Source organism: Bradyrhizobium elkanii WSM2783 (assembly GCF_000472865.1).
GTDB classification, from domain to species: domain Bacteria; phylum Pseudomonadota; class Alphaproteobacteria; order Rhizobiales; family Xanthobacteraceae; genus Bradyrhizobium; species Bradyrhizobium elkanii_A.
In genome coordinates this window covers 116,245-142,280 of record NZ_AXAP01000015.1, presented here as the reverse complement: position 1 = coordinate 142,280, position 26,036 = coordinate 116,245, and the positions used below count along the sequence as shown (strand labels likewise).

General features: G+C 64.2%; 15 protein-coding genes. 4 read left to right on the top strand and 11 right to left on the bottom strand.

Going from position 1 to position 26,036, the window contains the following annotated elements; translation table 11 throughout:
- Positions 1-22 precede the first annotated feature (22 nt).
- The 3 genes from YY7_RS0116405 to YY7_RS51825 form a co-directional block, all read right to left on the bottom strand.
- A complete protein-coding gene (locus YY7_RS0116405) occupies positions 23-778 on the bottom strand; it encodes an HAD family hydrolase (RefSeq protein ID WP_051396742.1) in 756 nt (251 codons plus the stop codon).
- 104 nt (positions 779-882) lie between these two features.
- Positions 883-3,312: a phosphoketolase family protein gene (locus tag YY7_RS0116400; RefSeq protein ID WP_283807006.1), complete on the bottom strand. Its 2,430-nt coding sequence runs from the start codon at positions 3,310-3,312 to the stop codon at positions 883-885.
- Positions 3,313-3,676: 364 nt separating this feature from the next.
- A complete protein-coding gene (locus tag YY7_RS51825; RefSeq protein WP_035690253.1) occupies positions 3,677-7,411 on the bottom strand; it encodes a hypothetical protein in 3,735 nt (1,244 codons plus the stop codon).
- Between the two features lie 227 nt (positions 7,412-7,638).
- Between YY7_RS51825 and YY7_RS0116390 the strand changes: the two genes are divergently transcribed.
- The 3 genes from YY7_RS0116390 to YY7_RS0116380 all read left to right on the top strand — a co-directional run bounded on the left by YY7_RS0116390 (position 7,639) and on the right by YY7_RS0116380 (position 12,165).
- Positions 7,639-8,343, top strand: coding sequence for a peroxiredoxin (locus tag YY7_RS0116390; protein ID WP_080663719.1), 705 nt, complete (start codon positions 7,639-7,641; stop codon positions 8,341-8,343).
- A gap of 99 nt (positions 8,344-8,442) precedes the next feature.
- Complete coding sequence (locus YY7_RS0116385; protein WP_028164191.1) at positions 8,443-9,804, top strand: M23 family metallopeptidase; 1,362 nt, start codon at positions 8,443-8,445, stop codon at positions 9,802-9,804.
- Between the two features lie 204 nt (positions 9,805-10,008).
- Positions 10,009-12,165, top strand: a complete 2,157-nt coding sequence (locus YY7_RS0116380; protein WP_035690307.1) for a carbamoyltransferase C-terminal domain-containing protein — start codon at positions 10,009-10,011, stop codon at positions 12,163-12,165.
- 17 nt (positions 12,166-12,182) lie between these two features.
- Here the strand turns inward: YY7_RS0116380 and prfB are convergent.
- The 4 genes from prfB to YY7_RS65040 form a co-directional block, all read right to left on the bottom strand.
- A protein-coding gene (gene prfB, locus YY7_RS0116375) for a peptide chain release factor 2 (protein ID WP_130227885.1) occupies positions 12,183-13,314 on the bottom strand; the annotation gives its coding sequence in 2 pieces (ribosomal slippage) (positions 12,183-13,244 and positions 13,246-13,314; 1,131 coding nt in all).
- A gap of 108 nt (positions 13,315-13,422) precedes the next feature.
- Entirely contained in the window at positions 13,423-15,909 is a 2,487-nt protein-coding gene (locus YY7_RS0116370; RefSeq protein ID WP_028164188.1) for a penicillin-binding protein 1A, read from the bottom strand.
- Between the two features lie 229 nt (positions 15,910-16,138).
- A complete protein-coding gene (locus YY7_RS0116365) occupies positions 16,139-17,344 on the bottom strand; it encodes an N-acetylmuramoyl-L-alanine amidase (protein WP_433994503.1) in 1,206 nt (401 codons plus the stop codon).
- Between the two features lie 755 nt (positions 17,345-18,099).
- The gene (locus tag YY7_RS65040; RefSeq protein ID WP_433994502.1) at positions 18,100-18,810 is read right to left on the bottom strand and encodes a hypothetical protein; all 711 of its coding nucleotides are present in this window, start codon (positions 18,808-18,810) and stop codon (positions 18,100-18,102) included.
- 33 nt (positions 18,811-18,843) lie between these two features.
- On the opposite strand from YY7_RS65040, the gene YY7_RS0116355 reads away from it, so the two are divergent.
- Positions 18,844-21,348: an Rne/Rng family ribonuclease gene (locus YY7_RS0116355; RefSeq protein WP_433994501.1), complete on the top strand. Its 2,505-nt coding sequence runs from the start codon at positions 18,844-18,846 to the stop codon at positions 21,346-21,348.
- Positions 21,349-21,510: 162 nt separating this feature from the next.
- On the opposite strand, the gene YY7_RS0116350 is transcribed toward YY7_RS0116355, so the two are convergent.
- From YY7_RS0116350 to YY7_RS51820, 4 genes are all read right to left on the bottom strand, one after another.
- On the bottom strand, positions 21,511-22,278 hold the full coding sequence (locus YY7_RS0116350; protein WP_028164185.1) for a DeoR/GlpR family DNA-binding transcription regulator: 768 nt from the start codon (positions 22,276-22,278) through the stop codon (positions 21,511-21,513).
- A 176-nt stretch (positions 22,279-22,454) separates the two neighbouring features.
- The gene (gene pdxA, locus YY7_RS0116345; protein WP_028164184.1) at positions 22,455-23,453 is read right to left on the bottom strand and encodes a 4-hydroxythreonine-4-phosphate dehydrogenase PdxA; all 999 of its coding nucleotides are present in this window, start codon (positions 23,451-23,453) and stop codon (positions 22,455-22,457) included.
- A complete protein-coding gene (locus tag YY7_RS0116340) occupies positions 23,450-24,757 on the bottom strand; it encodes a four-carbon acid sugar kinase family protein (RefSeq protein WP_080663717.1) in 1,308 nt (435 codons plus the stop codon). The genes pdxA and YY7_RS0116340 overlap by 4 nt, the downstream gene beginning before the upstream one ends.
- 2 nt (positions 24,758-24,759) lie before the next feature.
- Positions 24,760-25,797 carry a 2-keto-3-deoxygluconate permease gene (locus tag YY7_RS51820; protein ID WP_035690246.1) on the bottom strand — a complete coding sequence of 346 codons (1,038 nt, stop codon included), beginning with the start codon at positions 25,795-25,797 and terminating at the stop codon, positions 24,760-24,762.
- Positions 25,798-26,036 lie beyond the last annotated feature (239 nt).

Genomic DNA, 26,036 nt, shown 5'->3' with positions numbered 1-26,036 from the left:
CCAAGGCAGCATTTGGCATTGATCAATCGGTTAGTTCGGCCAAGTCGCCGACTACCAGATGAGCACCATGATGCTTCAGCTCATCCGCATTTCCCTTGCGAGCGACACCGATCACCAGCCCAAAGTTTCCATTGGATCCGGCTTGGACTCCCGAAATGGCATCCTCGATCACGATCGTCCGTATCGGTTCAACGCCGAGGAGCCTTGCCGCGAGCAGGAATGTGTCCGGAGCCGGCTTTCCGGAGAGACGTTGCTCCAGGATCACGTTGCCGTCGACCCGCACCTCGAAGAACTCGTCCAGCCCAGCCGCCCTCAGGACAGACGCGCAGTTTTGACTCGAGGTGACTACAGCAATCTTGAAGCCATTGCGGCGGAGCTGATGGATGAATTGCAGACTTCCGGCGTAAGGCTCTACGCCAACCTCCACGATCGCGCGGTCCACCAGGTCGTCCTTGCGGTTTCCGAGCCCGTACACTGTCTCGACTTGTGCAGGGTCCCCTGGGTCTCCCTCGGGAAGTTCGATGCCGCGCGATCTCAGGAAATCACGCACGCCATCGTAACGGGGTTTGCCATCCACGTGCAGCCGGTAGTCGGCGTCGATGTCGAACGGACGAAATGCTGTCCCCGTCTGCCTCGCACGCTCCAGCAGATACTCATCGAACATCTGCTTCCAACAGGTCGCGTGGAGATTGGCCGTATCCGTCAATACACCATCGAGGTCAAAAAGGACGGCGTCGTACTGGTCGCGGTTGATGCGTTTGCTCTCGGGTTGCGGCATGGATCACCCTCCTCTTGACCCAAGGACCTACCCACCGGAACCGCCCGGCGGGTCTTGTGAGACGACATCGCGAACACCTTCACGTTCGTCTCCCGCCGACCGGGTTAGACGTTATCCGCCTCTGTGGAACGAACCGCGGTGGACGCTGCCTCTTTCCCCCATCTCCAGCCCGTGATCTCGGGCATATCGTCCCCATACCGGGCAATGTACGCCTTGTGATCGATCAGCTTGTCGCGAATGGCCTGCTTGGCATAAGCCGCCCGCGATCCGAGCTTTGGCACACGGTCAATGACGTCAGCCACGAGGTGGAAGCGATCGAGATCGTTGAGCACGCACATGTCGAACGGAGTCGTGGTGGTACCCTCCTCCCTGTAGCCGCGCACATGGAGATTGTCATGGCCGGTGCGCCGGTAGGTCAATCGGTGAATCAGCCAGGGATAACCATGGAAGGCAAAGATGATCGGCTTGTCCGTGGTGAACAACGCATCGAAATCCTGATCCGAGAGACCGTGTGGGTGTTCGCTCGGTGGCTGCAGTTTCATCAGATTGACAATGTTGATGACGCGCACCTTGAGATCGGGCGCATGCCGTCTAAGCAGGTCGACGGCGGCAAGCGTCTCCAGTGTCGGCACGTCACCACAACAAGCCATCACGACATCGGGCTCGCCACCCTTGTCGTTGCTGGCCCACTGCCAGATGCCTAATCCAGCTTCGCAGTGCTTGACCGCCTCGCTCATTGTCAGCCACTGAGGAGCAGGCTGCTTGCCCGCGACGACGACGTTGACGTAGTTCCGGCTGCGCAGGCAATGGTCAGTGACAGAGAGCAGACAATTCGCGTCGGGTGGCAGATACACCCGGATGACTTCAGCTTTCTTGTTCACGACATGATCGATGAACCCGGGGTCTTGATGGCTGAAACCGTTGTGGTCCTGGCGCCAGACATGGCTGGACAAAAGATAGTTCAGGGAACCGATAGGGCGTCGCCAGGGGATGTGGCTGCAGACCTTCAACCACTTGGCGTGCTGGTTGAACATGGAATCGATGATGTGGATGAACGCCTCATAGCACGAGAAGAAGCCGTGCCGACCGGTCAGTAGATAGCCCTCGAGCCACCCCTGACACTGGTGCTCGCTGAGCATTTCCATTACGCGCCCATCCGGCGCCAGATGGTCGTCCCACGGATAGGTTTCCGCGACCCAGGCACGGTTGGTGACCTCCAGCACGTCTTGCCATCGGTTGGAGTTGTTCTCATCCGGACTGAAAAGCCGGAAATTCCGATGCTCCATATTGAGCTTCATCACGTCGCGCAGAAACCGCCCCATGATCCGTGTTGACTCTGCGATAGCGGCGCCGGGTTCGCGCACCTCGACTGCATATTCGCGGAAATCCGGCAGTCGCAGTTCACGCAGCAGTAGTCCGCCATTGGTGTGCGGATTGGCGCTCATGCGACGCGTTCCTCGAGGAGCAAGGTCGGCCAACTCGGGGCGAAGCCGCCCGCGGTCGTCGAAAAGCTCCGCGGGTCGGTAGCTCTTCATCCACTCTTCAAGCAGGCGGACATGGGCGTTGTTCTCGTGCATCGCACCCATCGGCACTTGATGGGAGCGCCAGTAGCCCTCGGTCCGCTTGCCATCGATTTCCTTCGGACAAGTCCAACCCTTGGGGGTGCGCAGCACGATCATCGGCCAACGTGGCCGCTCCCTAAAGCCGCTGCGTCGCGCATCCGCCTTTATCCGCTGAATTTCGTCGGTGATCTTGTCCAGCGTGGAGGCCATCAGTTCGTGCATTTTTTCCGGCTCATCCCCCTCGACGAAATAGGGCGTGTAGCCGTAGCCGCGAAACAACTGATCCAGCTCTTCATGGCTGATGCGGGCGAGAATGCAGGGATTGGCAATCTTGTAGCCGTTCAAATGGAGGATCGGCAAAACCACCCCGTCGGTCGCCGGATTCAAGAACTTGTTGGAATGCCAGCTCGTTGCCAGCGGTCCCGTCTCCGCTTCGCCGTCGCCGACAACGCAGGCAACAATCAGATCCGGATTGTCGAAGGCAGCCCCATAGGCATGCGACAGCGCGTACCCGAGTTCGCCGCCTTCGTGAATTGAGCCCGGGGTCTCCGGCGCCACATGACTAGGAATACCGCCAGGGAACGAGAACTGGGTGAACAGCCGCTTCATGCCCTGCTCGTCGGGCGAGATGTTCGGGTAGACCTCGCTGTAGGTTCCCTCGAGATAGGCATGCGCGACCAGACTGGGGCCGCCGTGCCCGGGGCCCGTGATGTAGATCATGTCGAGGTCGTGTTTCTTGATGATGCGATTCAAGTGGACGTAGATGAAGTTCAAACCGGGTGAGGTCCCCCAGTGACCGAGAAGCCGCGGCTTGATGTGTTCCTTCGTGAGCGGCTGCTTAAGCAGCGGGTTGTCGTAGAGATAGATCTGACCGACCGAAAGATAGTTGGACGCTCGCCAATACGCATCCATCATTGCCCGCTCTTTATCAGACAACGTGTTTGCCATCGTTTCCTCCTGACTCCGTCTTATCGAGTGAGCCGATTATCAATCGGCGCGGCAGTCTCGGTGCTGTAGCGCAGCATTGTCGCCTGGCGTTCGCCGCCGCGCTCAAATCCGCAGGGGCGATAGAGAGCCTTCTCGCTGGAAACTAGGTTCTCGTCCCGCCAAGGCGCAGGTCCGGCGCCGGATCCTGAGGGGCTGCCCAAGAGAGAGAACCGCCGCGGCATGGCCTTCATTGATCCAGATCAACGCATGTCCGCTTAGGGACATCTGCTCGATGCAGGCATATCCGCCGCACGCCCCGGTTGGGCGTGTGGATTCCGGACATTCTGGCTCAAGCGACGAAACGTGCGGCTTGAGCTCGGCGGGCCAGGAACGGGAGGCCGCAAGCCACTCAGTTGTTCGGCGGGAATTCTATCTGGTTGTTCTGCTTGCCGGTGTTGAATTCCATGATCTTCCGCGTCACGCCGGGAAAGATCGCCGAGATGGGATTGACCCGCAACACCGGTTGCGCCGGTGTGCCCACGACCTCGTAGGTCACGCCGATCAAGCCCTCATTGCTCCCGCCGCCGAGGACCAGGCCGATCACCGGCAACTGGCCGAACATGTTGTTCAGCCCATACATCGGCACGAACGTGCCGCTCATGCGCACCTGGTTGGCGTTGTTGTCGATGCTGCCTTCGATGGTCGCGCCGATCGCCGGCCCCTTCACGACGCCGTCGCGGATCGTGAGCAGTCCGCTCTGCCGCGTGAACTCGGCGCGCAAGGCGCTGAACGCGACACCGCTCGTCGTGCCGGGCGCCCCGCCGGCTGCAATCCGGTCGAGCTCGGGTTGACCTTTGACGGAGAAGTCACGGATGTTGATCAGTCCTTCCTTGGGGCTCGGCTCCGCCGCCGGCGGCTCCATCGCGAGCGTGAGCTGGCCACCCACGATCTTCGAATAGAAATCGGTGAAGCGGAAGAACGCGCCGGCGTCATTGGTCTGCAGGTAGACCACCTCGCGCCCCTGCTGGCGGCCGCGCAGATCGGCGGTCACGGGCGTATCGCGCCCGATCTTGCCTGTCAGCGCAAAACTCTTGAAGGCGCCGTTGCGCTTGGACACCTTCGCATCGACGCTGCGCAACGCTTCGCCATTGAAGCCGGCAACCGCGCCGAGCTTGAGGTCGATGTCGTAATCGATATTCTTGGTCTTGTTCTTCGGGTCATCGCGGCCCGAAATCGCCGTGCGCAGGAAGCCGCGGCCATCGAACACGTCGCCGCGCATGGAGACCTTCAAGACGCCGTCGGGCCCGCGGTCGGCGCGCAGCGTGGTCTTGTCACCTTCCGAGGGCGAATAGGTCGGGAAGTTGACGTTCATGAGATCGCCGTTCTGGTCGACCTCCACCGATCCCTTGATCGACGCGCCCGCGCCATCGACGACGATGTCCTCAAAGCGCGTCGATTGCGGCTTCTGCACCACGTTGAAGGTGACCTTGCCCGACTTGCCGGGACTCTTCACCCAACCCGGTAGGATGTTGTCGAGCCGGAGCTGGGTCAGATCCGCCTCGACGCCGAGCTTGGTGTCGTGATCGCTGCTGCTCGCAATTTTGCCCACGACCTTCACCGGGATTGCGCCGCTCACCGCGGATCCGAGGTCGAGCCCGAGTCGCGCGCGGCCGGCATCGTCAAGCGTTGACTGCAGCTTGATATCGGCATCGCCCTCGCTCGGCTTGCGGTAATCCAGCGAAGCCGGCTGGCCGTTGATCTTGACGTCGCCCTTGACCTGATAGCCCGCATTGTTGGCAACGACCTTCAGCGCGTTGGCCTCGAGCTTCTGGTTCATCACCAGCCTGTCGATCGCGACGCTGCCGAGATCGGCGGTGACGGCGTAAGTGGTGTCCTCCTTGGTCAGCACGCCCTTGACCGGCAGGCCGAGATTGATCGTGGCCGAGACCGTTCCCTTGCTCGCATTGGGATCGACAAATGTCGTCCCCGAGACATCGCTGAGGCGATCGGAGGCGAGGATTTCAGCGCAAGCCGGCACCGAACAATCGACGCGGAACCGGATCTTCGCCGGCGAGGGTTTCGGCACCATGTCCGGGACTTCGAAAGAGAAGTCGGACAGCGTGATCTTGCGCCCACCCGGCGTGTCGACGATGCCCTGGGCGATATTGACGGTGGCGGTGCGGCCCGTCACCCGCGCCCGCAAATCCGCGTCATGAACCACGGGCATCTCGTCCACCGGACGCACCGCTACACCGCTCGCGACGATGTTGACGGCAAGCCCGTCATCCGGGATCGGAGGCCCCTTGCGCGACAGGTTGCGCACCGGCGAGTTGACGCCGATCTCGATGCGCTGGAGCGTGCCGCGCTCGATCCGCTCGATCACCCATTCGCGCAGTTCCGGCACGACTAGCGCGGGCCAGACTCGCTTCAGCGCGGAGGCCGACATCGGCGTGCCCGCAAAACCGAGCTGCAGCCGCGGTTCGCCGGAATAGTCGATGCTGCCGGTGCCGGCGATGCCGATCTCGCCATTGCTGATATCGGCCTGCGTCAGCAGCACACGCTTCTTGTCGGTGTCGAAACGGAAGCCAACGGCGATGCGGTTGAAGATCAGCGGCGGCTCGTTGTCGATGCCCGCGAGCAGGATGGTGCCGCCGCTCAGGCCGAGCTGCCAGTCGTTGATGTCGTCATTCGGCGGCTCGAGATGAGCGAGCAGCGTGACGCGGTTGGCGCCGGAGACGATCTTGAACGGCGCCAGCAGCACGCGGCGTCCAGCGTCCCATTCGACATTCACTTCGGCCGAATCGATCGCCATCGGATAGTCCGGTGTATCGGTGTCGATCAGGTTGCCGGGGCCGGCGGTGATCTTGCCGCGGAAATAGGTCGGCAGGCCGTCGCGCCCGAGTTCACCCTTCAGGTCGCCGGACAGCGGCAGCTCGGCATCGTAGGTGAGATCCTTCACCCTGAGCGCCAGCAGGATATTGGCGGACGGCAGCTTGTCGGCGCGCAGGTCGACCGCCCGCACGCCATCCCTCAGCGGTCCGACCGCGACGCGCAGCGACCATGGACGGGCGCCCTCTTCGCCGACGCTCAGCGCCACGCCGCCGCCGCTCGGCCGCCGCAGGCTCAGGCTGATATTTTCGAAGGTCCATTTGCCGCCACGCTGCTGATCGTCAACGACAAGGTTGCCGTTCTTCAGGCCGATCTCGTTGAGGTTCTGGCCGTCGAGACCGGTCAGGCTGAGGCTATCGAGCCAGTCGAGGCCGGCGAGCAAACCGCTCTGCGCGCTCTCAGACGGCGCCGGGACGCTGACGGACGGCGACGAAGGTGGCGATAACGGCGGCGGTGGGGGCACCGGTCGCGGGAATGTCGGAGGTAGGCCCGCCTCATGCTTGGAAGCGACACCGGTCGCGAGCGGCTTGGCGGTATCGCCGGCGGAAACGGTCACATAGCCGTCCGGCGTGATCCGGATCGCGAGTTCGGCATCAACGAGGTTGAGGCTTTCAGCGCGGAGCTGGCCCATCAGCAGCGCGGTGCCGGACAGTTTGACCTCGGCTTTCGGCGCGCTCGCGACGATCGCATGGTCGCGGTCGCGTACGATGATGTCGCGGATGCGCACCGCGATTCGAATCGGACCGGCGCGCTCGATCTGGGTGCCGCCGACCTCAACCGTGTTGCCGTGGCCGATATTGTCCTCGATCGCAGTCGCGAGCCACGGTGTCGCCATATCGAGATTGATCGGCCCTGCCCCCAGCCGCCACCACAGCGCGCCGAAGCAGCTCATGAAAATCGCCGCCAGCACGCCCAGCACCAGGGCGATGCGCTTGACCCAGCGCCCGCCGTGAGTCGATCGCCGCCTGGGGCCGAAGAAGTCACCGATCCGGTGCAGGCCGGAATCTGAGCGCGACAACAGCCGCCGCGCGCGATGGCCGGCAGCCTCGTCATGCTCCTCCCAGCCGACATCGTCGCCCCAGCCGCGATACTGGGCGTCGGCACGCGGATTCGGGCTGTGACCTTGGAGCGATCCTTGGGAGCTCGATCCTTGGGACGACGTATTCTTTGCCATTGCCTCTCGGTGCAGGCGCTGAGGTTGATCGCCGCCCAAGGCACGCCCATCGATCTGTATCGAGCGCTCCTGTGCCGGCATCGCTGCCAATCCTCGCTTAATACTGTTAGTCGCCCTCAGCCCCAAGTGAACATTTGAGCGAACATTCAAAGCAGGTTAGGCGAGCGGACGGATGACGCATCGAAATCCTTGTGACCATACTTCCGCGCCATCACACTTGCCCAGCAGTCGGCAGAAATCCGATCGCCGCCGACAAGCGCCGCACTGATACAATGGTTGAGCTCCGGAAAGCGACGAAAGGAAGGCGTATGTCCAAGAAAACGCGCAAGAAATCCTCCAAGACCACAGCCAAATCGTCTCCGGCCAAATCGTCTCGGGCCACGGCAGTCCGCAGTAAGGCCGTCGCATCGGTCAAGCCGCCCGCGGCAAAGGCCCGCAAGGCGGTCGCAAAGAAATCCAGCAAAGCGGCCAAAGCCGCATCCACCAAACCGTCTCACAAGGACGCATCGAAATCGTTAAAATCCGCTGCGTCGGCTGCGACCAAATCGACCACCCTGCTTGAGGGTGCCAAGGCGCCCGACTTCCGCCTGCCCCGCGACGGAGGAAGTGAGGTCTCACTCACCGACTTCGCCGGCAAGAAGCTGGTGCTGTTCTTCTACCCGCGCGCGGATACGCCCGGCTGTACCAAGGAGGCGATCGATTTCACCCGACTGAAGGATGCGTTTGCCGAGAGCGGCACCGAGATCCTCGGCGTCTCCGGGGACACCGTGAAGGCGCAGGAGTCGTTCAGGAACAAGCATCAGCTCGCCATTCCCCTGGGCTCGGATGAGCAGCACGAGATGCTGGAGGCCTATGGGGCCTGGGGCGAGAAATCCATGTATGGCAGGACCTTCCTTGGGATTCTTCGCACCACGGTTCTGCTCGGCACCGACGGCCGGATCGCCAGGATCTGGCGCAATGTGCGGGTCGACGGCCATGCCGACGAGGTCCTGGCCGCCGCGAGGTCGCTCTGATCCAATAGGCTCCGTTTCCAGAAAATTAACCATGACCGGCTCAAATCGCTCCCGAACTGAGGCCGTACGGAACTTGATCCGACCGGCGCGGGAGTGCCGATGTCCTATCGTTCCGGTCACCATTTCGACCATCACCAGCAGCACCATCATCCACGAGAGCACGGGCGGACCTCCCCTCGCCGCCCTGCACCCCATGCCGCGGCGTCAGCAGCCGCGCAGCCCGCGAACGACTACACCCTCGTCCATGCCGGAAAGCAGGTCCGCATTGGCCCGGTCCTGTTCTGGGCTGCGGTCGGCTCGGTAGTCCTGCTCGGCATATGGTCGGCCGCAACCGCGACCTATTTTGCGTTTCGCGACGACGTCCTGACCCGGCTGCTCGCCCGCCAAGCCGAGATGCAATTTTCCTATGAGGACCGGATCGCGGAATTGCGCGCCAAGGTCGACCGCACCACCAGCCGGCAGCTCCTGGACCAGGAGCAGTTTGATCAGAAGCTCGAGCAGATCATGCGCCGGCAGACGGCGCTCGAAGCCCGCGCCACCGCGCTGGGCTCGATGCCGGATGTCGCAACAACCGGCTCGATCCGGCCGCCCGCGCGCAATGCCGCACCGGAAACGACCGCGACGCCAAAGCCCTCGCCGATCAGCGACACCGTGATCTTCGTGGCGCCACCGGATCGTGAGGCGCGGCTGGAATCCCGCGCCCCGATCAAAGCGGCGCCGCCGGTAAACCAGTTCGCCAAGCTCCAGGGTTTTGACAATGTCCTGGTCCGCCTCCAGACCTCGCTCGACCAGGTCGAGCGACGCCAGATGGCAGCGCTAAGCTCGGCCGAGGAGACGATGGAATCGCGCGTGCGCCGGATGCGCGGCGTGATCACCGACCTCGGTCTCAACATGTCACAACTCGAAGCCGCCACCCCGCGCTCGGCGATCGGCGGTCCCTTCGTGCCCGTCAAGCTCCCTGCCGACGCCGGTCCGTTCGAGCGACAACTCAACCGCATCAACATCACCCGCGCGCAGATGCAGCGCTTGAACGCCACGCTGACGCTGGTGCCCTACCGCAAGCCCGTGATCGGTGAAGTCGAGTTCACCTCGGGCTTCGGCGTCCGCACCGATCCATTCCTCGGCCGTCCGGCGACGCATACCGGCCTCGATTTCCGCGCCGCGATGGGCGATCCCGTCCGCGCCACCGCCAATGGCAAGGTGGTGTCATCGGGCTGGGCCGGTGGTTACGGCCGCATGGTCGAGGTCGATCACGGCAACGGCCTTTCCACCCGCTACGGCCACCTGTCCGAGATCAACGTCAAGGTCGGCGAAACCGTCAAGATCGGCCAGGTGATCGGCGCCGTCGGCTCGACCGGCCGTTCGACCGGCCCGCATCTCCACTACGAGACACGCATCGACGGTGACGCAGTCGACCCGCAAAAATTCCTGCGCGCCGGCGTGCGCTTAAGCGCGGGCTAGGCAGCCGCTCGCTCCGACCCGCTCGCCATTGCGAAAGCGGAAGAACGGGAAATCTAATCTCTGGCGATACTCCATCGTCATGCCCGGGCTGGCGGGGACTCCAGCGGCGGCATCTCGGTTCAAGCCGCCTCAACGAAACAGCATTGTTGTGCGCTGGCAAGTGTGATTGATGCATCGGCAATCGCACTGACAGAGGCGCTGGACTTGGAACCGAACACGCGAATTGGTCCGCGACATCGCAGGCTCGGCGCCGCAGGCTTTCGCGCCGCGCGGTGGCTGGCGGCGAAGACGATGGGAGCGGCTGGCTTCCATCAGCTCGGCTCCAACTTTGCGAACGCGCGGATCACAGCCGTGCGCGACAAGCTCGCACGCGGTGAGACCGTTTATCTTGCGGGCTTAGGTGCTCCCGGCACGCACAATTCAGGCATCGCGCTCGTCGAAGTGACGCAGCGGGACGGTCCGCGCTTGATCGTCAACAACGAAGAAGAACGGTTTTCCGGCAACAAGCACACTACGGAGTATCCGCAAGAATCGATCGACGCGGTTGTCGCGACGTTACGCAGCACGGGTCACGACGTCGGCGCGATCGACGCTTGGCTGACAAGCTGGGACTATCCGACGCTCGCCGGCACGCTGGCGCGTTCGGTGCTGGAAGAATTGCCGCAAAGCCTGAAACTGCTCCGCACCACGCAGGCCGCCGGTTTCGACAGCCGCCGCCTCGAGCAGATGACGCGGACGCCGAAGATCATCGCGCGCCAGCTCAAGCTTGCCGAGCGCGTGCCTTTGATTTGCCTGCCACACCATGACAACCATGCCTGGTTCTCCTTTGCAGCTTCTCCCTTCAGGGACGACAGCGAGTCGGTCGCCATCGCCGTACTCGACGGCACCGGCGATCTCGGCTCGGTCTCGCTTTATGTCGTCGAGAAAGGCGCGATGCGCCGGCTCTACTGCAACGAGAGCATGTTCGATTCACTCGGCGCGTTCTACAGCGTGATCTCCTCGACCCAGGGCGGCTGGACCTGGCTGTCCAGCGAGGGGCGCTACATGGGCGCAGCCGCCTGGGGCGACATGAGCCGATCGGGCAATCCCTATTATCGGCGACTCCGCAAGGTGCTGCATCTCGGCGCCGACGGCGAAGTCTGGCTCAATCGCGCGATGGCGAACTGGTACTGCGACCCGTTCGATAATCCCTACAAGGCCGCGTTGACCGAGATTCTTGGCGAACCGCTCAAGCCGGATCAACTCTGGAATCCCGATGCGATGCTGCGCGTCGAGGATATCAAGCACCGTCCCGACACGCAGGATCGCCTCGACAAGGCCGCCGCGACGCAGCTCGTGTTCGAGGACGCAATGATCCATGTCGTGGATCACCTGTTGCGGGTGACAGGTGCCCGTCGGCTGGTGCTGACCGGCGGCGTCGCGCTCAACGCCGTCGGCAACATGCGGCTGATCGAGCATTTCGATGAGAGCTGGTTTGCCAATGCGCAGGGCCGGCGCGCGCAATTGCATCTGTGGGTGCCGCCGGTGCCCGGCGATCCCGGCGTCACCATCGGCGCCGCATGGCTGTTCGCACATCTCGCCGGTGCTCCGCGCGGCGCGCCGATGACGCATGCGTTCTACTGCGGCACACCGCCGGCTTCTGACGACATCATCGCTGCGCTGAAGGCGGACGACATCGCCTCAGAGCGGATCGGCGACATTTCGACTCCCGAGGGACGCGACGCCGTCGCCGACCTGATGGCATCAGTGGTGGCGCAGAACGGCGTCATCGCGATCTATCAGGGCGCGGCCGAGACCGGGCCACGCGCGCTCGGCCATCGTTCGATCCTCGCCAATCCCTGCGATCCCGCCACGCGCGAACGCCTGAACGAACGCGTGAAATATCGCGAGGCGATCCGACCCTTGGCGCCGATGGCGACGCTGGAGGCCGCGCAGTATTACTTCGAACTGCTGCCCGGCGCTTCCGACGACGGCTACAACGCCTATAACTACATGGTGCTGACCGCCCGCTCGAAGCCGCACGCGCGCGACAAGATCCCGGCCGTCATCCACGCCGACGGCACCGGCCGCATCCAGATCGTGCGCGAGCAGGACGATCCCCTCACCTACGCCTATCTCAAGGCGCTCGGCCGCCGCATCGGCGTCGAGCTGTCGGTCAACACGTCGTTCAATGTCGCAGGCCCGATCGCGCAGACGCCAAGCCAGGCCATCGAGACGCTGCGCCGCTCCAAGGGACTGGACGCGGTGATCATGGTCGCAGGCGATGGGACCGTGTACGCCGTGTGGCACGGCGGCGAGCGCGACAGCGGCCGGTTCACACGATGGTTCTTGGAATGGAAGAGCGCGCAGCCGGTTGCGTGACCAAGCCGCGCGCTCCTTTAATCGACGTCCTCGATCGCGCCAGCGGTCGTGCCGAATGCCTTTTGCGCCAACGTGGCCGCCATGAACTCATCGAGGTCGCCGTCGAGCACGCCTGCAGTATCTGAGGTCTGCACGCCCGTGCGCAGGTCCTTCACCATCTGGTAGGGCTGCAGCACATAGGAGCGGATCTGGTGGCCCCAGCCGATATCGGTCTTGGCGGCCTGATCCGCGGCTGCCTGCTCCTCGCGCTTCTTCAATTCGATCTCGTAGAGTCGGGCGCGCAGCATGTCCCACGCTTGCGCGCGGTTCTTGTGCTGGGAGCGGCCGGCCTGGCAGACCACGGCGATCCCGGTCGGGATATGGGTCAGACGCACCGCGGATTCGGTCTTGTTGACGTGCTGACCGCCGGCGCCGCCGGAGCGCATGGTGTCGGTGCGCACATCCGACTCCTTGATGTCGATCTTGATGCTGTCGTCGACAACCGGAAAGATCGTCACGCTCGAGAACGAGGTATGCCGGCGCGCATTGGAATCGAACGGCGAGATTCGGACCAGCCGGTGGACGCCGGCCTCCGTCTTCAGCCAGCCATACGCGTTATGGCCGCTGATCTGGATGGTGGCGGACTTGATGCCCGCCTCTTCGCCCTGGGATTCCTCGAGATACTCGACCTTGAAGCCATGGTTCTCCGCCCAGCGCGTGTACATCCGCAGCAGCATCTGCGCCCAGTCCTGGCTCTCGGTGCCGCCGGCGCCGGCATGGACTTCGAGATAGGAGTCGAACTTGTCGGCCTCGCCTGACAGCAGCGCCTCCAGCTCGCGCCGGGCGACTTCCTTCTTGAGGTCCTTGAGCGCCTTCTCGGCTTCCGCGACGACGCCCTCATCGTTCTCGGCCTCGCCGAGCTCGATCATGCCGACATTGTCCTCGAGCTCACGCTCGACCTTGCTGATGCCGGACAGCGCATCCTCCAGCGAGGTGCGCTCCTGCATCAGCTTCTGGGCTTTCTGGGGATCGTTCCAGAGATCGGGATCTTCGGCGAGCTTGTTCAGCTCGGCCAGCCGTGCCGTCGATTTCTCGACGTCAAAGATGCCTCCTCAGCAGCCCGACTGACTGCTTGATCTCTTCAACTAGGCGTTCGACTTCCGCGCGCATGGTCTTTCTGGTCTGAATTATGAATGTCTTGTGAGGGATGTAGCGGCCGAAGCGCGGAAGCGCAATCGGCCGCGGGCCTGTTTCCCGATGATTTGGAGCCTCAAGGCGCTAATACAATCCGCCGGGACGCATGATCGCGCCCGCGTCGGGCGCAACGGCCGGCGGCAGCCGGCCCTCAGCATCGGCCACGCCGATGGCGGAGTAGCTATCCGGCGGCGCCGTGCCCGGCTTGAAGGCTTCCAGGATGGTGCGTCCACCCTCGCCCGGGCCAGCGCGCATGCCGCTCTTGGAATCGACGCGCACGAGCTTGATGCCGGCCGGGATCTTGAACGGCGTCGCCGGCTTCTCCGCCAGCGCAAGTTTGAGGAAATCGCGTGCGACCGGCGCGGCCAACGCGCCACCGGTGGCTTTACGACCGAGATTGCGCGGCTTGTCGTAGCCCAGATAGACGCCAACCACGAGATCCGGCGAGAAGCCGATGAACCAGACGTCCTTCTCGTCGTTGGTGGTGCCGGTCTTGCCGGCGATCGGCTTGCCGACCTCCTTCACCGCCGTGGCGGTTCCGTACTGGACCACGCCTTCCATCATCGAGGTGATCTGATAGGCCGTCATCGGATCGAGCACCTGCTCGCGGCGATCCACGAGCTGCGGTTCGGGCTGGTTCTTCCAGCCTCCAGGTACGTCACAGCCGCGGCATTCGCGCTGGTCGTGCCGGTAGATGGTGTGCCCGTAACGGTCCTGGATGCGATCGATCAGCGTCGGCTTCACGCGGCGGCCGCCATTGGCGAACATCGAATAGGCGGTGACCATCCGCATCACCGTGGTCTCGCCAGCGCCGAGCGCGTAGGAGAGATAATTCGGCAATTCGTCATAGACACCGAAACGCTTGGCGTATTCGCCGATCAGAGGCATGCCGATGTCCTGCGCCAGCCGCACCGTGACGGTGTTCAGCGAGCGCGCCAGCGCATTGCGCAGCGTGGTCGGACCGTAATACTTGCCGGTCGAATAGTTCTCCGGACGCCAGACGCCGGCGCCCTGCCCCTGGTCGATTTCGATCGGCGCATCGACCACCACTGTGGACGGCGTGTAGCCATTATCCAGCGCCGTCGAATACACGATCGGTTTGAACGACGATCCCGGCTGCCGATAGGCCTGGGTGGCGCGGTTGAACTGGCTCTGGTCGAACGAGAAGCCGCCGACCATGGCCAGCACGCGGCCGGTCCATGGATCCATTGCGACCATGGCACCGGAGATTTCCGGCAATTGCCGCAGCCGGTACTGGCCTTCGACCGCCGTGCCCTCCTTGGTCACCAGGGGATCGGCATAGATGACGTCACCGGGCGCGAGCACCTGCGACACCGCCGTTGGTGACCGCCCGCGCGCCGCGCCGGACGTGGGCCTTGCCCAACGCATGCCATCGAGTGTGATAAGGCCGGTCTGCCGCTGCTTGCTGACGGCGCCGCCGAGTTCGCGGCCGGGCTGGAATCCGATGCGCGCCGACTGGTCACTGGTTTCGAGCACGACCGCCATTCGCCATGGCGAGATGTCGGAGAGCGATTTGACGTCGGCGAGCTTCACGCCCCAGTCGCCGGAAACATCGAGCTTGGTGATCGGGCCCCTCCAGCCCTGCCCTTCGTCGTAGTTGACGAGGCCGGCGGCCATGGTCTTGCGCGCCATCACCTGGATCTTCGGATCGAGCGTGGTGCGCACCGACAGGCCGCCCTCGTAAAGCTTCTTCTCGCCGTAGCGCTCGAAGATGTCGCGGCGGACTTCCTCGGCAAAATATTCGCCGGCGAAGGTATGTGAGCCGTTGCTGCGGTTGGTGACGACCAGTTGCTCCTTGCGCGCCTTGTCGGCGTCGGCTTGCTTGATCCAGCCATTTTCGAGCAGGCGGTCGATCACGTAGTTGCGGCGCTCGATCGCGCGGTCGCGGTTGCGCACCGGATGCAGCGCCGCCGGCGCCTTCGGCAGCGAGGCGAGATAAGCGGCTTCGGCGACGGTCAGTTCATTCACCGACTTGTCGAAATAAACCAGCGAAGCGGCGGCGATGCCATAGGCACCAAGGCCGAGATAGATTTCGTTCAGATAGAGCTCGAGGATACGATCCTTGGAGTAAGCGCGCTCGATGCGCATCGCGAGCAGCGCTTCCTTGATCTTGCGCGCGAACGAGACCTCGTTGGTGAGCAGGAAGTTCTTGGCGACCTGCTGGGTGATCGTCGACGCACCCTGCGGCCGGCGGCCCGAGCCATAGTTCTGCGCGTACAGGATCGCCGCGCGCGCCATGCCGGAAAAGTCGATGCCGCCGTGCTCGTAGAAATTCTTGTCTTCAGCCGCGAGGAACGCGTTGATGACCAGCTTGGGCACCGCCTGGATCGGCAGATAGAGCCGCCGCTCCTTCGAATATTCGCCGAGCAGCGAGCCGTCGGACGCATGCACGCGCGTCATCACCGGCGGCTCATAGTCCTGAAGCTGCGAATAATCCGGCAGGTCCTTGGAGAAATGCCAGATCGCGCCCGCGACGCCGGCCACGCCAACCAGGAACACGACGGTCCCCGCGGCGAACAAGAAACCCATGAACCGCACGAGCAAGCGCATTATCGAAGTTCCGTTCCAACCCTATTGCGCCGGACCGGCCGGCGACACTTCCTCGTTGCGAATGCTCCCGGCCCTAACAGCCTGCCGGTGCTTGAGGCGAACAATAGAGCGCTCCGCGGACAAAATCGGCCGATTCCACGAGGCCCCCGACAACGTCCTATACCGTTGCCGCTGTGGCCAAACTAGGGCCTCCCGGTTCCGAGCGGCGCCTTTTCTAGTCCAGGCACCGTCACTTGTCCGGCGTGGCCGTCGCGAGTCGCTTGGCAAAAAAGGCGTCAATGGCCTGCAGCATCGATCCCACCGCCTTGTTGCGCCAGTCCTCCGATACCAGGTGTTCGAGGTCGCCTTTGTTGGAGACATAGCCGAGTTCGACCAGGACCGAGGGCACGTCGGGCGCCTTCAGGACCCGAAAGCCCGCCGATTTCAGCGGGTGCTTGTGCATCCGCGCGGTCGTCTTCATCTCGGACACCAACAGCCGCGCAAAACGGTTGGAGAATGTCTTGGTCTCGCGGCGCGCGAGATCAATCAGGATATCGGCGACCTCGGTCGGCTCATCGGACAGGTTCACGCCGGCGATGGCGTCCGCCTTGTTCTCGGCTTCCGCCAGCCGCTCCGCTTCGGCGTCGGAGGCCTTGTCCGACAGCGTATAGATGGTCGCGCCCTGGGCGTCGCCTTCCCGGCGCGGCAGCGCGTCGGCATGGATCGAGACGAACAGCGCCGCCGACTGGCTGCGGGCGATTTTGACCCGGTCGTTCAGCGGGATGAACGTGTCATCGGTGCGGGTCATGACGACCCGGTATTTGCCCGACTTCTCGATCCGGTCGCGCAATGCGAGCCCGAAGCCGAGCACGAGGGTCTTTTCCAGCTCGCCGTTCGACTGGGTGCCGTTGTCGATGCCGCCATGCCCGGGATCGATCACGATCAGGGGCCGCGAATCCGGCGGCTCGCCTGGCTTTGCGTTGGGCGTTCCCTCGGCCGGCAACGCCGCCTTGGCTTCCGCTATGGTCGGCTTCAGCTCCGGCCGGTCGTCCGGCGCAAGCTGCTGGGTGAACGCGTTGCGGTCAACCTGCTCCAGTTCCAGGACCAGGCGCGGCGGCTGGCCGTTGGCCGCGTCCAGCACGTAGGAATTGGCGATCTTCGCCGGCCCCATGAGGTCGAAGACGATTCGCGACCCGCCCGGCATCACCAGCCCGTAGCGGAATGCCTTCACCAGCCCGCGCCCGGAATTTCCGGTTCCGGCGGGGAGCTGGAACGTCACCTGGGGAATATCCACGACCACCCGGTAGGGATCGGCGAGTGTGAAGGCGCGGAACTGAATCTTCTTGTCGAGGTCGACAATGAACCGGGTCTGCTTGGCGTCTCCGGCAAGCCGGGCTTCAGAAACGACAGGAAAATCGCTGCCGGCAGAGGGACTTGGCGGCGTTGCTTCAGCCACCCTCGAAACAGCAATCGGGCCGCACGCCAACGCTGCGGCGCACAACAGTCTGCACCCCAGCGAAGTCCATCGATTTACGCGGTCCGCCACGATTCGGCGCCCTCCGAGCCGTCGTCATACCGCATTAGAACCACAGGGTTAACGAGACCCTAATACCGCACGGGCGAAATGGTTCGACTGTTGCCTCGCCGCGACGCTCCCTTGCGTGCAGCGACCAATCCACGTATGTACGGAGTGCTGACGGCTAATACTCCCAGTTGTGTCGCGTTCAGCCTCCCGGTGCAGCGGTGGAACCTTCGAGCCTGAAGGCGCCAGCGTTTTTTCCCGGTCCCTCCCCAGCCAGCGCTGCGCGCGGCTGACATGGAGTGGCGGTTTGAGCCCGAGCGGCGTTCAGCCCCAGACACATTCTGTGTGGCATGGGGCGAGACACGGCAGAACTGATTATTCGGCCCCAGAGCATGATCCGGAAAACTGGACACCAGTTTTCCGAAAGGTTCATGGTCAAAGAAGGGGCCCAATATGCGATTGGCCGGCGAGCGCTTTGGCGCCGCGCCGGGCCTTCAGCGAAAGATGCGGCGGTATTGTTTGCCGCCAGAATATGTTCAGACGGGCCAACCGCTTGATGCGCCAGACTGTGTTGCCGACCAACACCCCCGAGACGATCGCGACCACGCGAGGCGAAAGCTCCGCACGTCGGTTTGTTCCGGTGGGGCCGGGCTTCGCACGGCGCTCCGATTTGCGTTTTGGCCTTCCCCTCACCCCCGAATCAGGTGGACCGTCGCGTCACCGGGCGGCGCAATCTGCGCGCGCCATGCTACGCGCCCGCCGCCTTCAAGAGCTCCAGAATGCCCAACAAGATGTTGATCGATGCCACCCACCCGGAAGAGACCCGGGTCGTCGTGGTCCGCGGCAATCGCGTCGAAGAATTTGATTTCGAGACTGCCCAACGCAAGCAACTGCGCGGCAATATTTACCTCGCCAAGGTGACGCGCGTAGAGCCGTCGCTGCAGGCGGCGTTCATCGAGTATGGCGGCAACCGCCATGGCTTCCTTGCCTTCAGCGAAATCCATCCAGACTATTACCAGATACCGGTCGCCGACCGTCAGGCGCTGATCGAGGCCGAAGAACGCGCCCATCGCGAGGCCGAGGAGGAGAGCGAAAGCCGGCCTCACCGCCGCCGCTCCCGGCACCGCAATGCCCGCCGCCGCGGTCATGGCGAGCGCGTTCAGAGCGAGGTCGTCGAGGGTGCCGAGCCGCTCGATCCGCAGGCCGATGAGGATCACGCGCTTCATGCGGAAGCCGAGCAGCACGAGCTCGGCGCCGATGCGCATGAGCACCATGAGCACGAAGCACACGAGCATGCTGACGAGCACGACCGTCATGACGAGCACGATCATGATGGGCACGAGCACGGCGAACACGAACATGCCCGTGACGACCGTCATGCTCATGACGACCATGATCATGCGCCTGCTCTGAGCGAAACCGCTGCAGCGGAAGTGCAAGCCGACCCGGTTGTCGCCGCGGTCGAGGCATCGGCCGCCGCTGCCGCTCCGGATGTCGGGGCCGAGATCGAGGTTAACCACGAGCCCGAGCGCGCGCGAGAGGAGCAGGTCGAGGAAAACGCCGCCCACGCCGAGGATGCGCAACCGACCGCGGAGCCCGGCGAGGAGCATCCAGCGTCCGATGAGCATGCCCCCGCGGAACTCGTCGCGGAGGCTGCGCCGCATGACGAGCATGGCGCCGAGCCGCTCGGCGACGAAACGCATGACGATGAGGACGACGAGGAAGGCGAAGACGGCGAAGAAGAAGAGGAAGTCGTCGAATCCGTTGGCGGCGACGACGTGCTCGAGGAGGTGCCGGAGCGCCCCTTCCGCCCGCGACGCCAGTACAAGATCCAGGAAGTCATCAAGCGCCGGCAGGTGATGCTGGTGCAGGTCGTCAAGGAAGAACGCGGCAACAAGGGCGCGGCGCTAACGACGTATCTTTCGCTCGCCGGCCGTTATGCGGTGCTGATGCCTAACACCGCGCGCGGCGGAGGCATCAGCCGCAAGATCACCTCGGCCCAGGATCGCTCGCGGCTCAAGGAAGTGGTGCAGGATCTCGACGTGCCCGAGGGTATGGGCATCATCCTGCGCACGGCCGGGGCCTCGCGTTCGAAGCAGGAGATCAAGCGCGATTTCGAATATCTGATCCGCATGTGGGAAACCGTGCGCGACCTGACCCTGAAGTCGCAGGCCCCCACCCTCGTCTACGAGGAAGGCTCGCTGATCAAGCGCTCGCTGCGCGACCTCTACAACAAGGAGATCGACGAGATCATGGTGGCGGGCGAAGCCGGCTACCGCGAAGCGCGCGACTTCATGAAGATGCTGATGCCGGAGAATGTCCGCGCGGTGAAGCAGTACCGCGACGGCCAGCCTCTGTTCTCTCGGATGGGCGTCGAAAGCCAGCTCGACGCGATGTTCTCCCCGACTGTGCAGCTACGCTCTGGCGGCTACATTGTCATCAACCAGACCGAGGCGCTGGTCTCGATCGACGTCAACTCCGGCCGCGCCACGCGCGAGCATCACATCGAGGACACCGCGCTCAAGACCAATCTTGAGGCAGCGGAGGAAGTCGCGCGACAGCTCCGCCTGCGCGACCTCGCGGGCCTGATCGTCATCGACTTCATCGACATGGACGAGAAGCGCAACAACCGCGCGGTCGAGCGCAAGCTCTCCGATTGCTTGCGGCAGGACCGCGCACGCATCCAGGTCGGGCGCATCTCGCATTTCGGCCTGCTCGAGATGTCGCGCCAGCGCATCCGCGCCAGCGTGCTCGAGAGCTCGACCGAGCCCTGCCCGCATTGCGGCGGCTCCGGGCATGTCCGCTCGGTCTCGTCGGTGGCGCTGCAGCTCCTGCGCGGCATCGAGGAAATCCTGATGAAGGGCGCGACTCACAATCTCGTGGTGCGCACCCGCACGGACGTCGCGCTCTACGTCCTCAACCACAAGCGCGGCCATCTGCGCGATCTCGAAACCGCCTTCAAGGTCCAGATCTCGGTGGCGGCGGATGCGACCGTGAGCGGCCAGCAGTCCTACATCATTGACCGCGGCGAGCAGGTGCACACGCTGGAAGCCGCCAAGGCGCTGCTCGCGGCGCAGGCCGCGTCCGCGCCGCCTCAGCTCGAAGAGGCCTATGACGACGAGGAACCGTTCGACATCGAGGCGGAGATCGAGACCGAGGAAACGGAAGGCCTGAGCGACGAAACGAGCGCCGGCGAAGAGGCCGACGGTCCGCGCCGAAGGCGGCGCCGGCGGCGTCGCGGCCGCGGTGGCGGCGGCGAAGTCCGCGAGGGCGGTGTGCCGCGCGAGGATGGCGAGGCGTTGCCGCTTGCGCCCGAGACCGACGACGGCATTGCCGCCGAGGAAGTCGAGACCGACGAGGACGAGAGCGAAGAGCAGTCGGCTCGTGGTGAAGGCCAGAACGGCGAACGCCGTCCGCGCCGGCGTGGACGGCGCGGCGGACGCCGCCGCCGTGGCGGCCATGGTGCGGATGAGGGTCTTGCCGCCTCGATTGCCGACGAACTCGGCCCGCGCGCGGAGCCGGAAGCCGCGGACGCCGTCGCCGATTTCGACGGCGGCTCGCCCGAGCCTGCACAGACATTGGTTCAGCCCGACCCGGTCGCCGAGCCCGAGTTCGAGCTGGAGCCGGCCAAGAGCCCGCCCCCTCAGCCGGAGCCGGTGAGCGTCGCCGCGCCCGAGGCCGAGGAGCCTGCGCAGGAGAATGATCGCGCGATGCGTCGCCGCTCGACCGTGCGCGAGAAAGTGAGCTTCGCCTCGCAGCCCGAGCCCGTCGTGGTGCAAAGCGAATCCGAGCCGATTCCGCCGGCAGAGCCCGCTGCCGCGCCGGCCGCCGAACCTGCGCCTGCGGCCATCGCGGAACCTGCGCCTGCAGCGGCGACCGAGGCTCCGGCGCCCCGCAAGGCCGGCTGGTGGTCGCGCCGCTTTGGTGGCGGGGGCTAGGGCGTTTTCGAGCGAAGCATGCCCTCGGACTTGATCCGAGGGTGGACACCGGTTCGCATAGCAATCAAGTTTACGCAGATTGCGTAGACTTATCTGCGCAGAAAACGCGTCAAAATTAGAATCTAGAGTTCGGTTCTGATTCCATCAGAACCGAAAAATGCTCTAGCGAACGCCAGCAACGATCAAGCGCGCTCCCGCATCGGCGAGGCGCTTGCGCTGCTCGTCGGATGCGCCGAGATCAGTCACCAGCGTCCAGCGCGGCGGCAGCGGCGCCCAGGCCATTTGTTCGGCGCGGCCGAGCTTGCTGGCGTCGGCGAGAACGATGACTTCTTTCGACTGCTGCATCATCAGCGACTTCAGTGCGACCTGCTCGAGATCCGCTTCGCACAGGCCACGGCCATCCACCACGCCGTCGGCGCTCATGACGGCGCGGTCCGCGGTCATGCGGCGCAGCGCCTCGTTGGCGAGCGGCCCCATGGTGCTCATGCTGGTGGTGCGCAGCGCGCCGCCCAGCACCACAAGCTCTATGGTCGGAGCCTTGGCGAGGAAGGGCAGCAGCGCGAGATTGTTGGTGATGATGCGCAGCCGCCGCTGCTGCAGCAGTCGGCCGAAGGCTGCGACCGTCGAGCCGGCATCGAGAATCAGCGTGTCGCCGTCCTCAATCAGATCGATCGCTGCGTGCGCGATCGCCTGCTTCTGTTTGCCCTGAACCGCAAGGCGCTGCTCGAGCGTCGTCTCGTTTGCGTGGGCGGTGAGAATGGCGCCGCCATAGGTGCGGCGCACGACATTGTTCTTGGAGAGATGCTGCAGGTCGCGCCGCACGGTGGAGGCGGAGACGTCGAAGCGCCGCGCGAGATCGTCGACATCGATCTCTCCTGCGTTCAGCGCCTCCAACAGACGAGCGTGACGCTCCTTGCTGCGCATCGACATCGAACCTCGGCCCACAGATTCATTGCCGTCAGCCGAGCTCGACCGTATCGGCTCCGCGGCACGGCCGATGGATACCACGATGCATCGGCCGCGCAATACAAGCGCTTAACCCACATCGAGCTCCTCATCCTGAGGAGCCCGCGTACCGGGCGTCTCGAACGATAAGGCCCAGCCCCTCAAGCCGCCTTCTTCGGCGCGAGATCGACCGCCTGCCGCAGCGCCTCGATCAAGCTGCGTTCGTCGGCGATGCCCTTGCCCGCGATGTCGAAGGCGGTCCCGTGATCGACCGAGGTGCGGATCACCGGCAGGCCAACCGTGATGTTCACACCGGCTTCCAACCCCAGCACCTTGATGGGTCCATGGCCCTGATCGTGATACATCGCGACCACCATGTCGTAGTCGCCGCGGCCGGCCAGGAAGAACAGCGTGTCGGCAGGCAGGGGGCCGCGCACGTCCCAGCCCTTGCGCTGACAGGCTTCCACGGCCGGCGTGATCTTGGCGGCTTCCTCGCCGCGACCGAACAACCCGTTCTCGCCGGCATGCGGATTGATGGCGCAGACGCCGATCTTCGGATTGGCGATGCCGGCGCGCACCAGCACGTCATGTCCGCGTGCGATGACACGCTCGACGAGGCCGGGCTCGATCTTCTCGATCGCATCGAGCAGGCCGATATGCGTGGTCACGTGAATGACGCGGAGTTTCGGCGACACCAGCATCATCGACACTTCCGGCGTGCCGGTCAGATGCGCCAGGAGCTCGGTATGGCCGGGATATTTGTGGCCGGCAGCATGCAGCGCTTCCTTGGAGAGCGGCGCGGTGCAGATGCCCTGAGCGAGCCCTGCCTGCACCACCTGCACGGCTTTCTCGATATAGCGATAAGCCGCCTCACCTGCCGTTGCCGAAACCTTGCCGAACGGCAGATCGTCCGGCACCAGCTTCAGGTCAACGCACTGCACCGCCTTCGACGCAAAATTCGCCTCCTTCGCGTCGCTCAGCGCATCGACCTCGAGCGAGAGGCCGACGATCTGACCGGCCTTGCGCAAACGGTTGGCATCGCCGATCACCAGCGCATTGCAGATCGCCTGCACCTCCGGCTGCGCCAGCGCCTTCATGATCACCTCGGGCCCGATACCGGCCGGATCTCCCATGGTGATCGCAATGGTCGGACTGGTCATATGAAACTTCCTCTGGTTCGGACGGCGCGAAGGCGCTCGCTGATGCGGATGAGGCTGTGCTCGTCACCGAACGCGCCCGCTTTGGTGGCGATCGGAACGGATAATCGGCCAAGAGTGAGGCCGAGCGACACGCCCGGCTCGATTTCGTCGGCAAGACGGATGCCGTTGACGCCGAAGCGCGACAGCAGCGCCGCGGCGGTTTCACCGCCGGTCGCAGCAAAGGCGCCGATCGCGGGTGCGACGGCCTCCAGAGCGTCGGCAAGACCCTTGGCGAGCTGTGGGCCGAGCGACATGTCGGGATGATCATCCATCATGATCTCAACCAGTGCATCGCCGCCGCCGGCAAGTCGTTCCATCACGTCCGCGGCGAGCGCCGCCCGGCCGGCACCATCGTTGAGCAGCGTCTCCGGCGCGACCGGGAAATGCACCACGGTGCCGGTCGCCTCCAGCCGGCGCGCGGCAGTGCGAGATGCGCCGGCGAGCGAGCCCACCACGATCAGGGTGCCGGATGCGCTCGTCGGAATGCGCAGCGGCTCGACGGCATGGCTGACTTCGAGGCCGGCCAGCGCGTGCGCAAGGCCGGCGCTGCCGATGAAGAAGGTTGCGGGCGATGCATGCAGGCTCGCCTCCGCGATCAAATGCAGATCGTGTTCGGTCTCGGCGTCGCAGGCCGCGACCACGTCGCCCTCCCCGGCCAGCCTCGCGAATGTGGCTTTGAGATCGCCACCGCGCACGGCAGCGAGCTTGACCTTCTCACCGCGAATGCCCGCGGTCGCGAGAACGTCGACAAGATCGGCATTCGAATAGGTGTGGTCGCGCCGCCAGACCTCGGCCTCCTCGAGGGGGCGGCCTTTGACCAGGATGCGCCCGTCGATTGTGGTGCGGCCGGTGGCCGGAAAGGCCGGCGCGAACACGCCGAAGGCCGGACCCGACCGTGACTTGAGATGCGCAAGCGCGGCGGCAGTCTCCGCTGCAGGTTGCCCCCGCAGCGTCGAGTCAATTTTTTTGAAAAGAATACGTCCGGGTTGGCAGAGGCGCGTCAGCACATCGGCATGGCGGACTGCAGCGGCCGCGGCCGAAAGGCCGCGACTCGCTGCATCGTAGGCCAGGACGGGCAGCCGGTAACCCGACGCGTCGGTCACCTCACCCCACGTCACCGCAGCCGCACGCCCCCTTCTGCCGAAGGCGATCGCACAATCCGCGGCACCGGTGAGATCGTCAGCGACGATCAGCCAGCTCTGGCTTGGCGCATTTTCTTGACGCGAACCGGTATCCACTTCGCTCGAAAACGCTTTAAGAGCCATCTTCAGTGACCTGCCTCAGTGACAGCCGAGCGCACCGCGGGGGTCATGTTGCCGGCAGAAGCCTGGTCCTTTTCTGCAGGCTCCTCGACGTCGCGACCAACAACGCGCGCCGTCCAGGCGGTAACGATCGGCACGAGGATTGCGGTAACCACGACGCATGCCGCGACGAGGATGGTCGCAGGCCGCGCCGCGTCCGCATAGGCCGGATTGGCCGCGGCGACAATCGCCGGGACTGCCGCCGCATTACCGGCCGTCGAGGCCGCCGCAACACCCGCGACACCATTCCCGCCAGTGATGCGATCGGCCAAGAACAGCGGGATGCCGGTCAGAACCACCACGGCCACTCCCATGCCGAGGCCGAGTAGACCGGCGTGCCAGACCTTCGACAGATCGAGGCCGGCGCCGAGCGCGAAGGCGAAGAACGGGATCATCACAGGCACCGCGCGGCTCAGGAAGTCGCGCATCTCGCGATCGAGATTGCCGATGATCATGCCCACCATCAGAGGCAAGATAGCGCCGACGAGGGTCTGCCATGGAAATGCCGAGAGGCCGGCGACGCCCAAGGTGATCATGGTGAGGAAAGGACCGCTCTCCAGCGACATGATGGTATAGGCGCCGACGTCACGCGGACGTCCATATTGGCCCATCAACGCCATATAGAGGCCGCCATTGGTGTCGTTCATGGCGGCGACGATCGCGAGAGTCGACACACCCGCGAACATGCCAGCAGCGACCGGCGCTTCTCCCAAAATGCGGCCGAAGATCAGGCCGAGGACAACGGCAACGCCAACCTTCACGATCAGCAGGGTGCCGCCCTTCTTCACGATGTAGGGGGTCGCGCGGAAATCGATGCTCGCGCCCATGCAAACGTAAAACACGGCGAGAATCGTCAGTGCGCCAGAGAACAGCGCGCCGGTGAAGGAGCCGAAGAACTTCGGAGTATCGGGAAAGAAGGTCGCAATAAGCGCCCCGACCAACAGCGGGACCACCATCATCCCGCCAGGGACCTTCTCGATCGCCCGCTTAATTGGAACCTGCATTTCTGTTTTCTCCCGCGCAAAGCACTCATTCGATCATTTTGCGCATTTCCGCCAGAGAAACGAGCAAACAGCCGCCCGTATATGCTCGCATTACGCAATATTCAAGGTTTATTGCGCATTTCGCGCAAAATGGCCATACGGGCGATCGACCGCCAAACGGGACACTTGGACGGAGTGTCGGCGGGCCTGATCTTCGCCTGGTCGTCTACCGCCAGTCCTAGCTGGCTTCCTTCAGAACG

What these genes read in the sequence shown, in the direction of transcription:
- YY7_RS0116405 (WP_051396742.1), bottom strand. Translation starts at nt 778, where the DNA reads ATGCCGCAACCCGAGAGCAAACGCATCAACCGCGACCAGTACGACGCC.
- YY7_RS51825 (WP_035690253.1), bottom strand. Translation starts at nt 7,411, where the DNA reads ATGCCGGCACAGGAGCGCTCGATACAGATCGATGGGCGTGCCTTGGGC.
- YY7_RS0116390 (WP_080663719.1), top strand. Translation starts at nt 7,639, where the DNA reads ATGTCCAAGAAAACGCGCAAGAAATCCTCCAAGACCACAGCCAAATCG.
- YY7_RS0116385 (WP_028164191.1), top strand. Translation starts at nt 8,443, where the DNA reads ATGTCCTATCGTTCCGGTCACCATTTCGACCATCACCAGCAGCACCAT.
- YY7_RS0116370 (WP_028164188.1), bottom strand. Translation starts at nt 15,909, where the DNA reads ATGCGCTTGCTCGTGCGGTTCATGGGTTTCTTGTTCGCCGCGGGGACC.
- YY7_RS65040 (WP_433994502.1), bottom strand. Translation starts at nt 18,810, where the DNA reads ATGATCATGGTCGTCATGAGCATGACGGTCGTCACGGGCATGTTCGTG.
- YY7_RS0116350 (WP_028164185.1), bottom strand. Translation starts at nt 22,278, where the DNA reads ATGTCGATGCGCAGCAAGGAGCGTCACGCTCGTCTGTTGGAGGCGCTG.
- pdxA (WP_028164184.1), bottom strand. Translation starts at nt 23,453, where the DNA reads ATGACCAGTCCGACCATTGCGATCACCATGGGAGATCCGGCCGGTATC.
- YY7_RS0116340 (WP_080663717.1), bottom strand. Translation starts at nt 24,757, where the DNA reads ATGGCTCTTAAAGCGTTTTCGAGCGAAGTGGATACCGGTTCGCGTCAA.
- YY7_RS51820 (WP_035690246.1), bottom strand. Translation starts at nt 25,797, where the DNA reads ATGCAGGTTCCAATTAAGCGGGCGATCGAGAAGGTCCCTGGCGGGATG.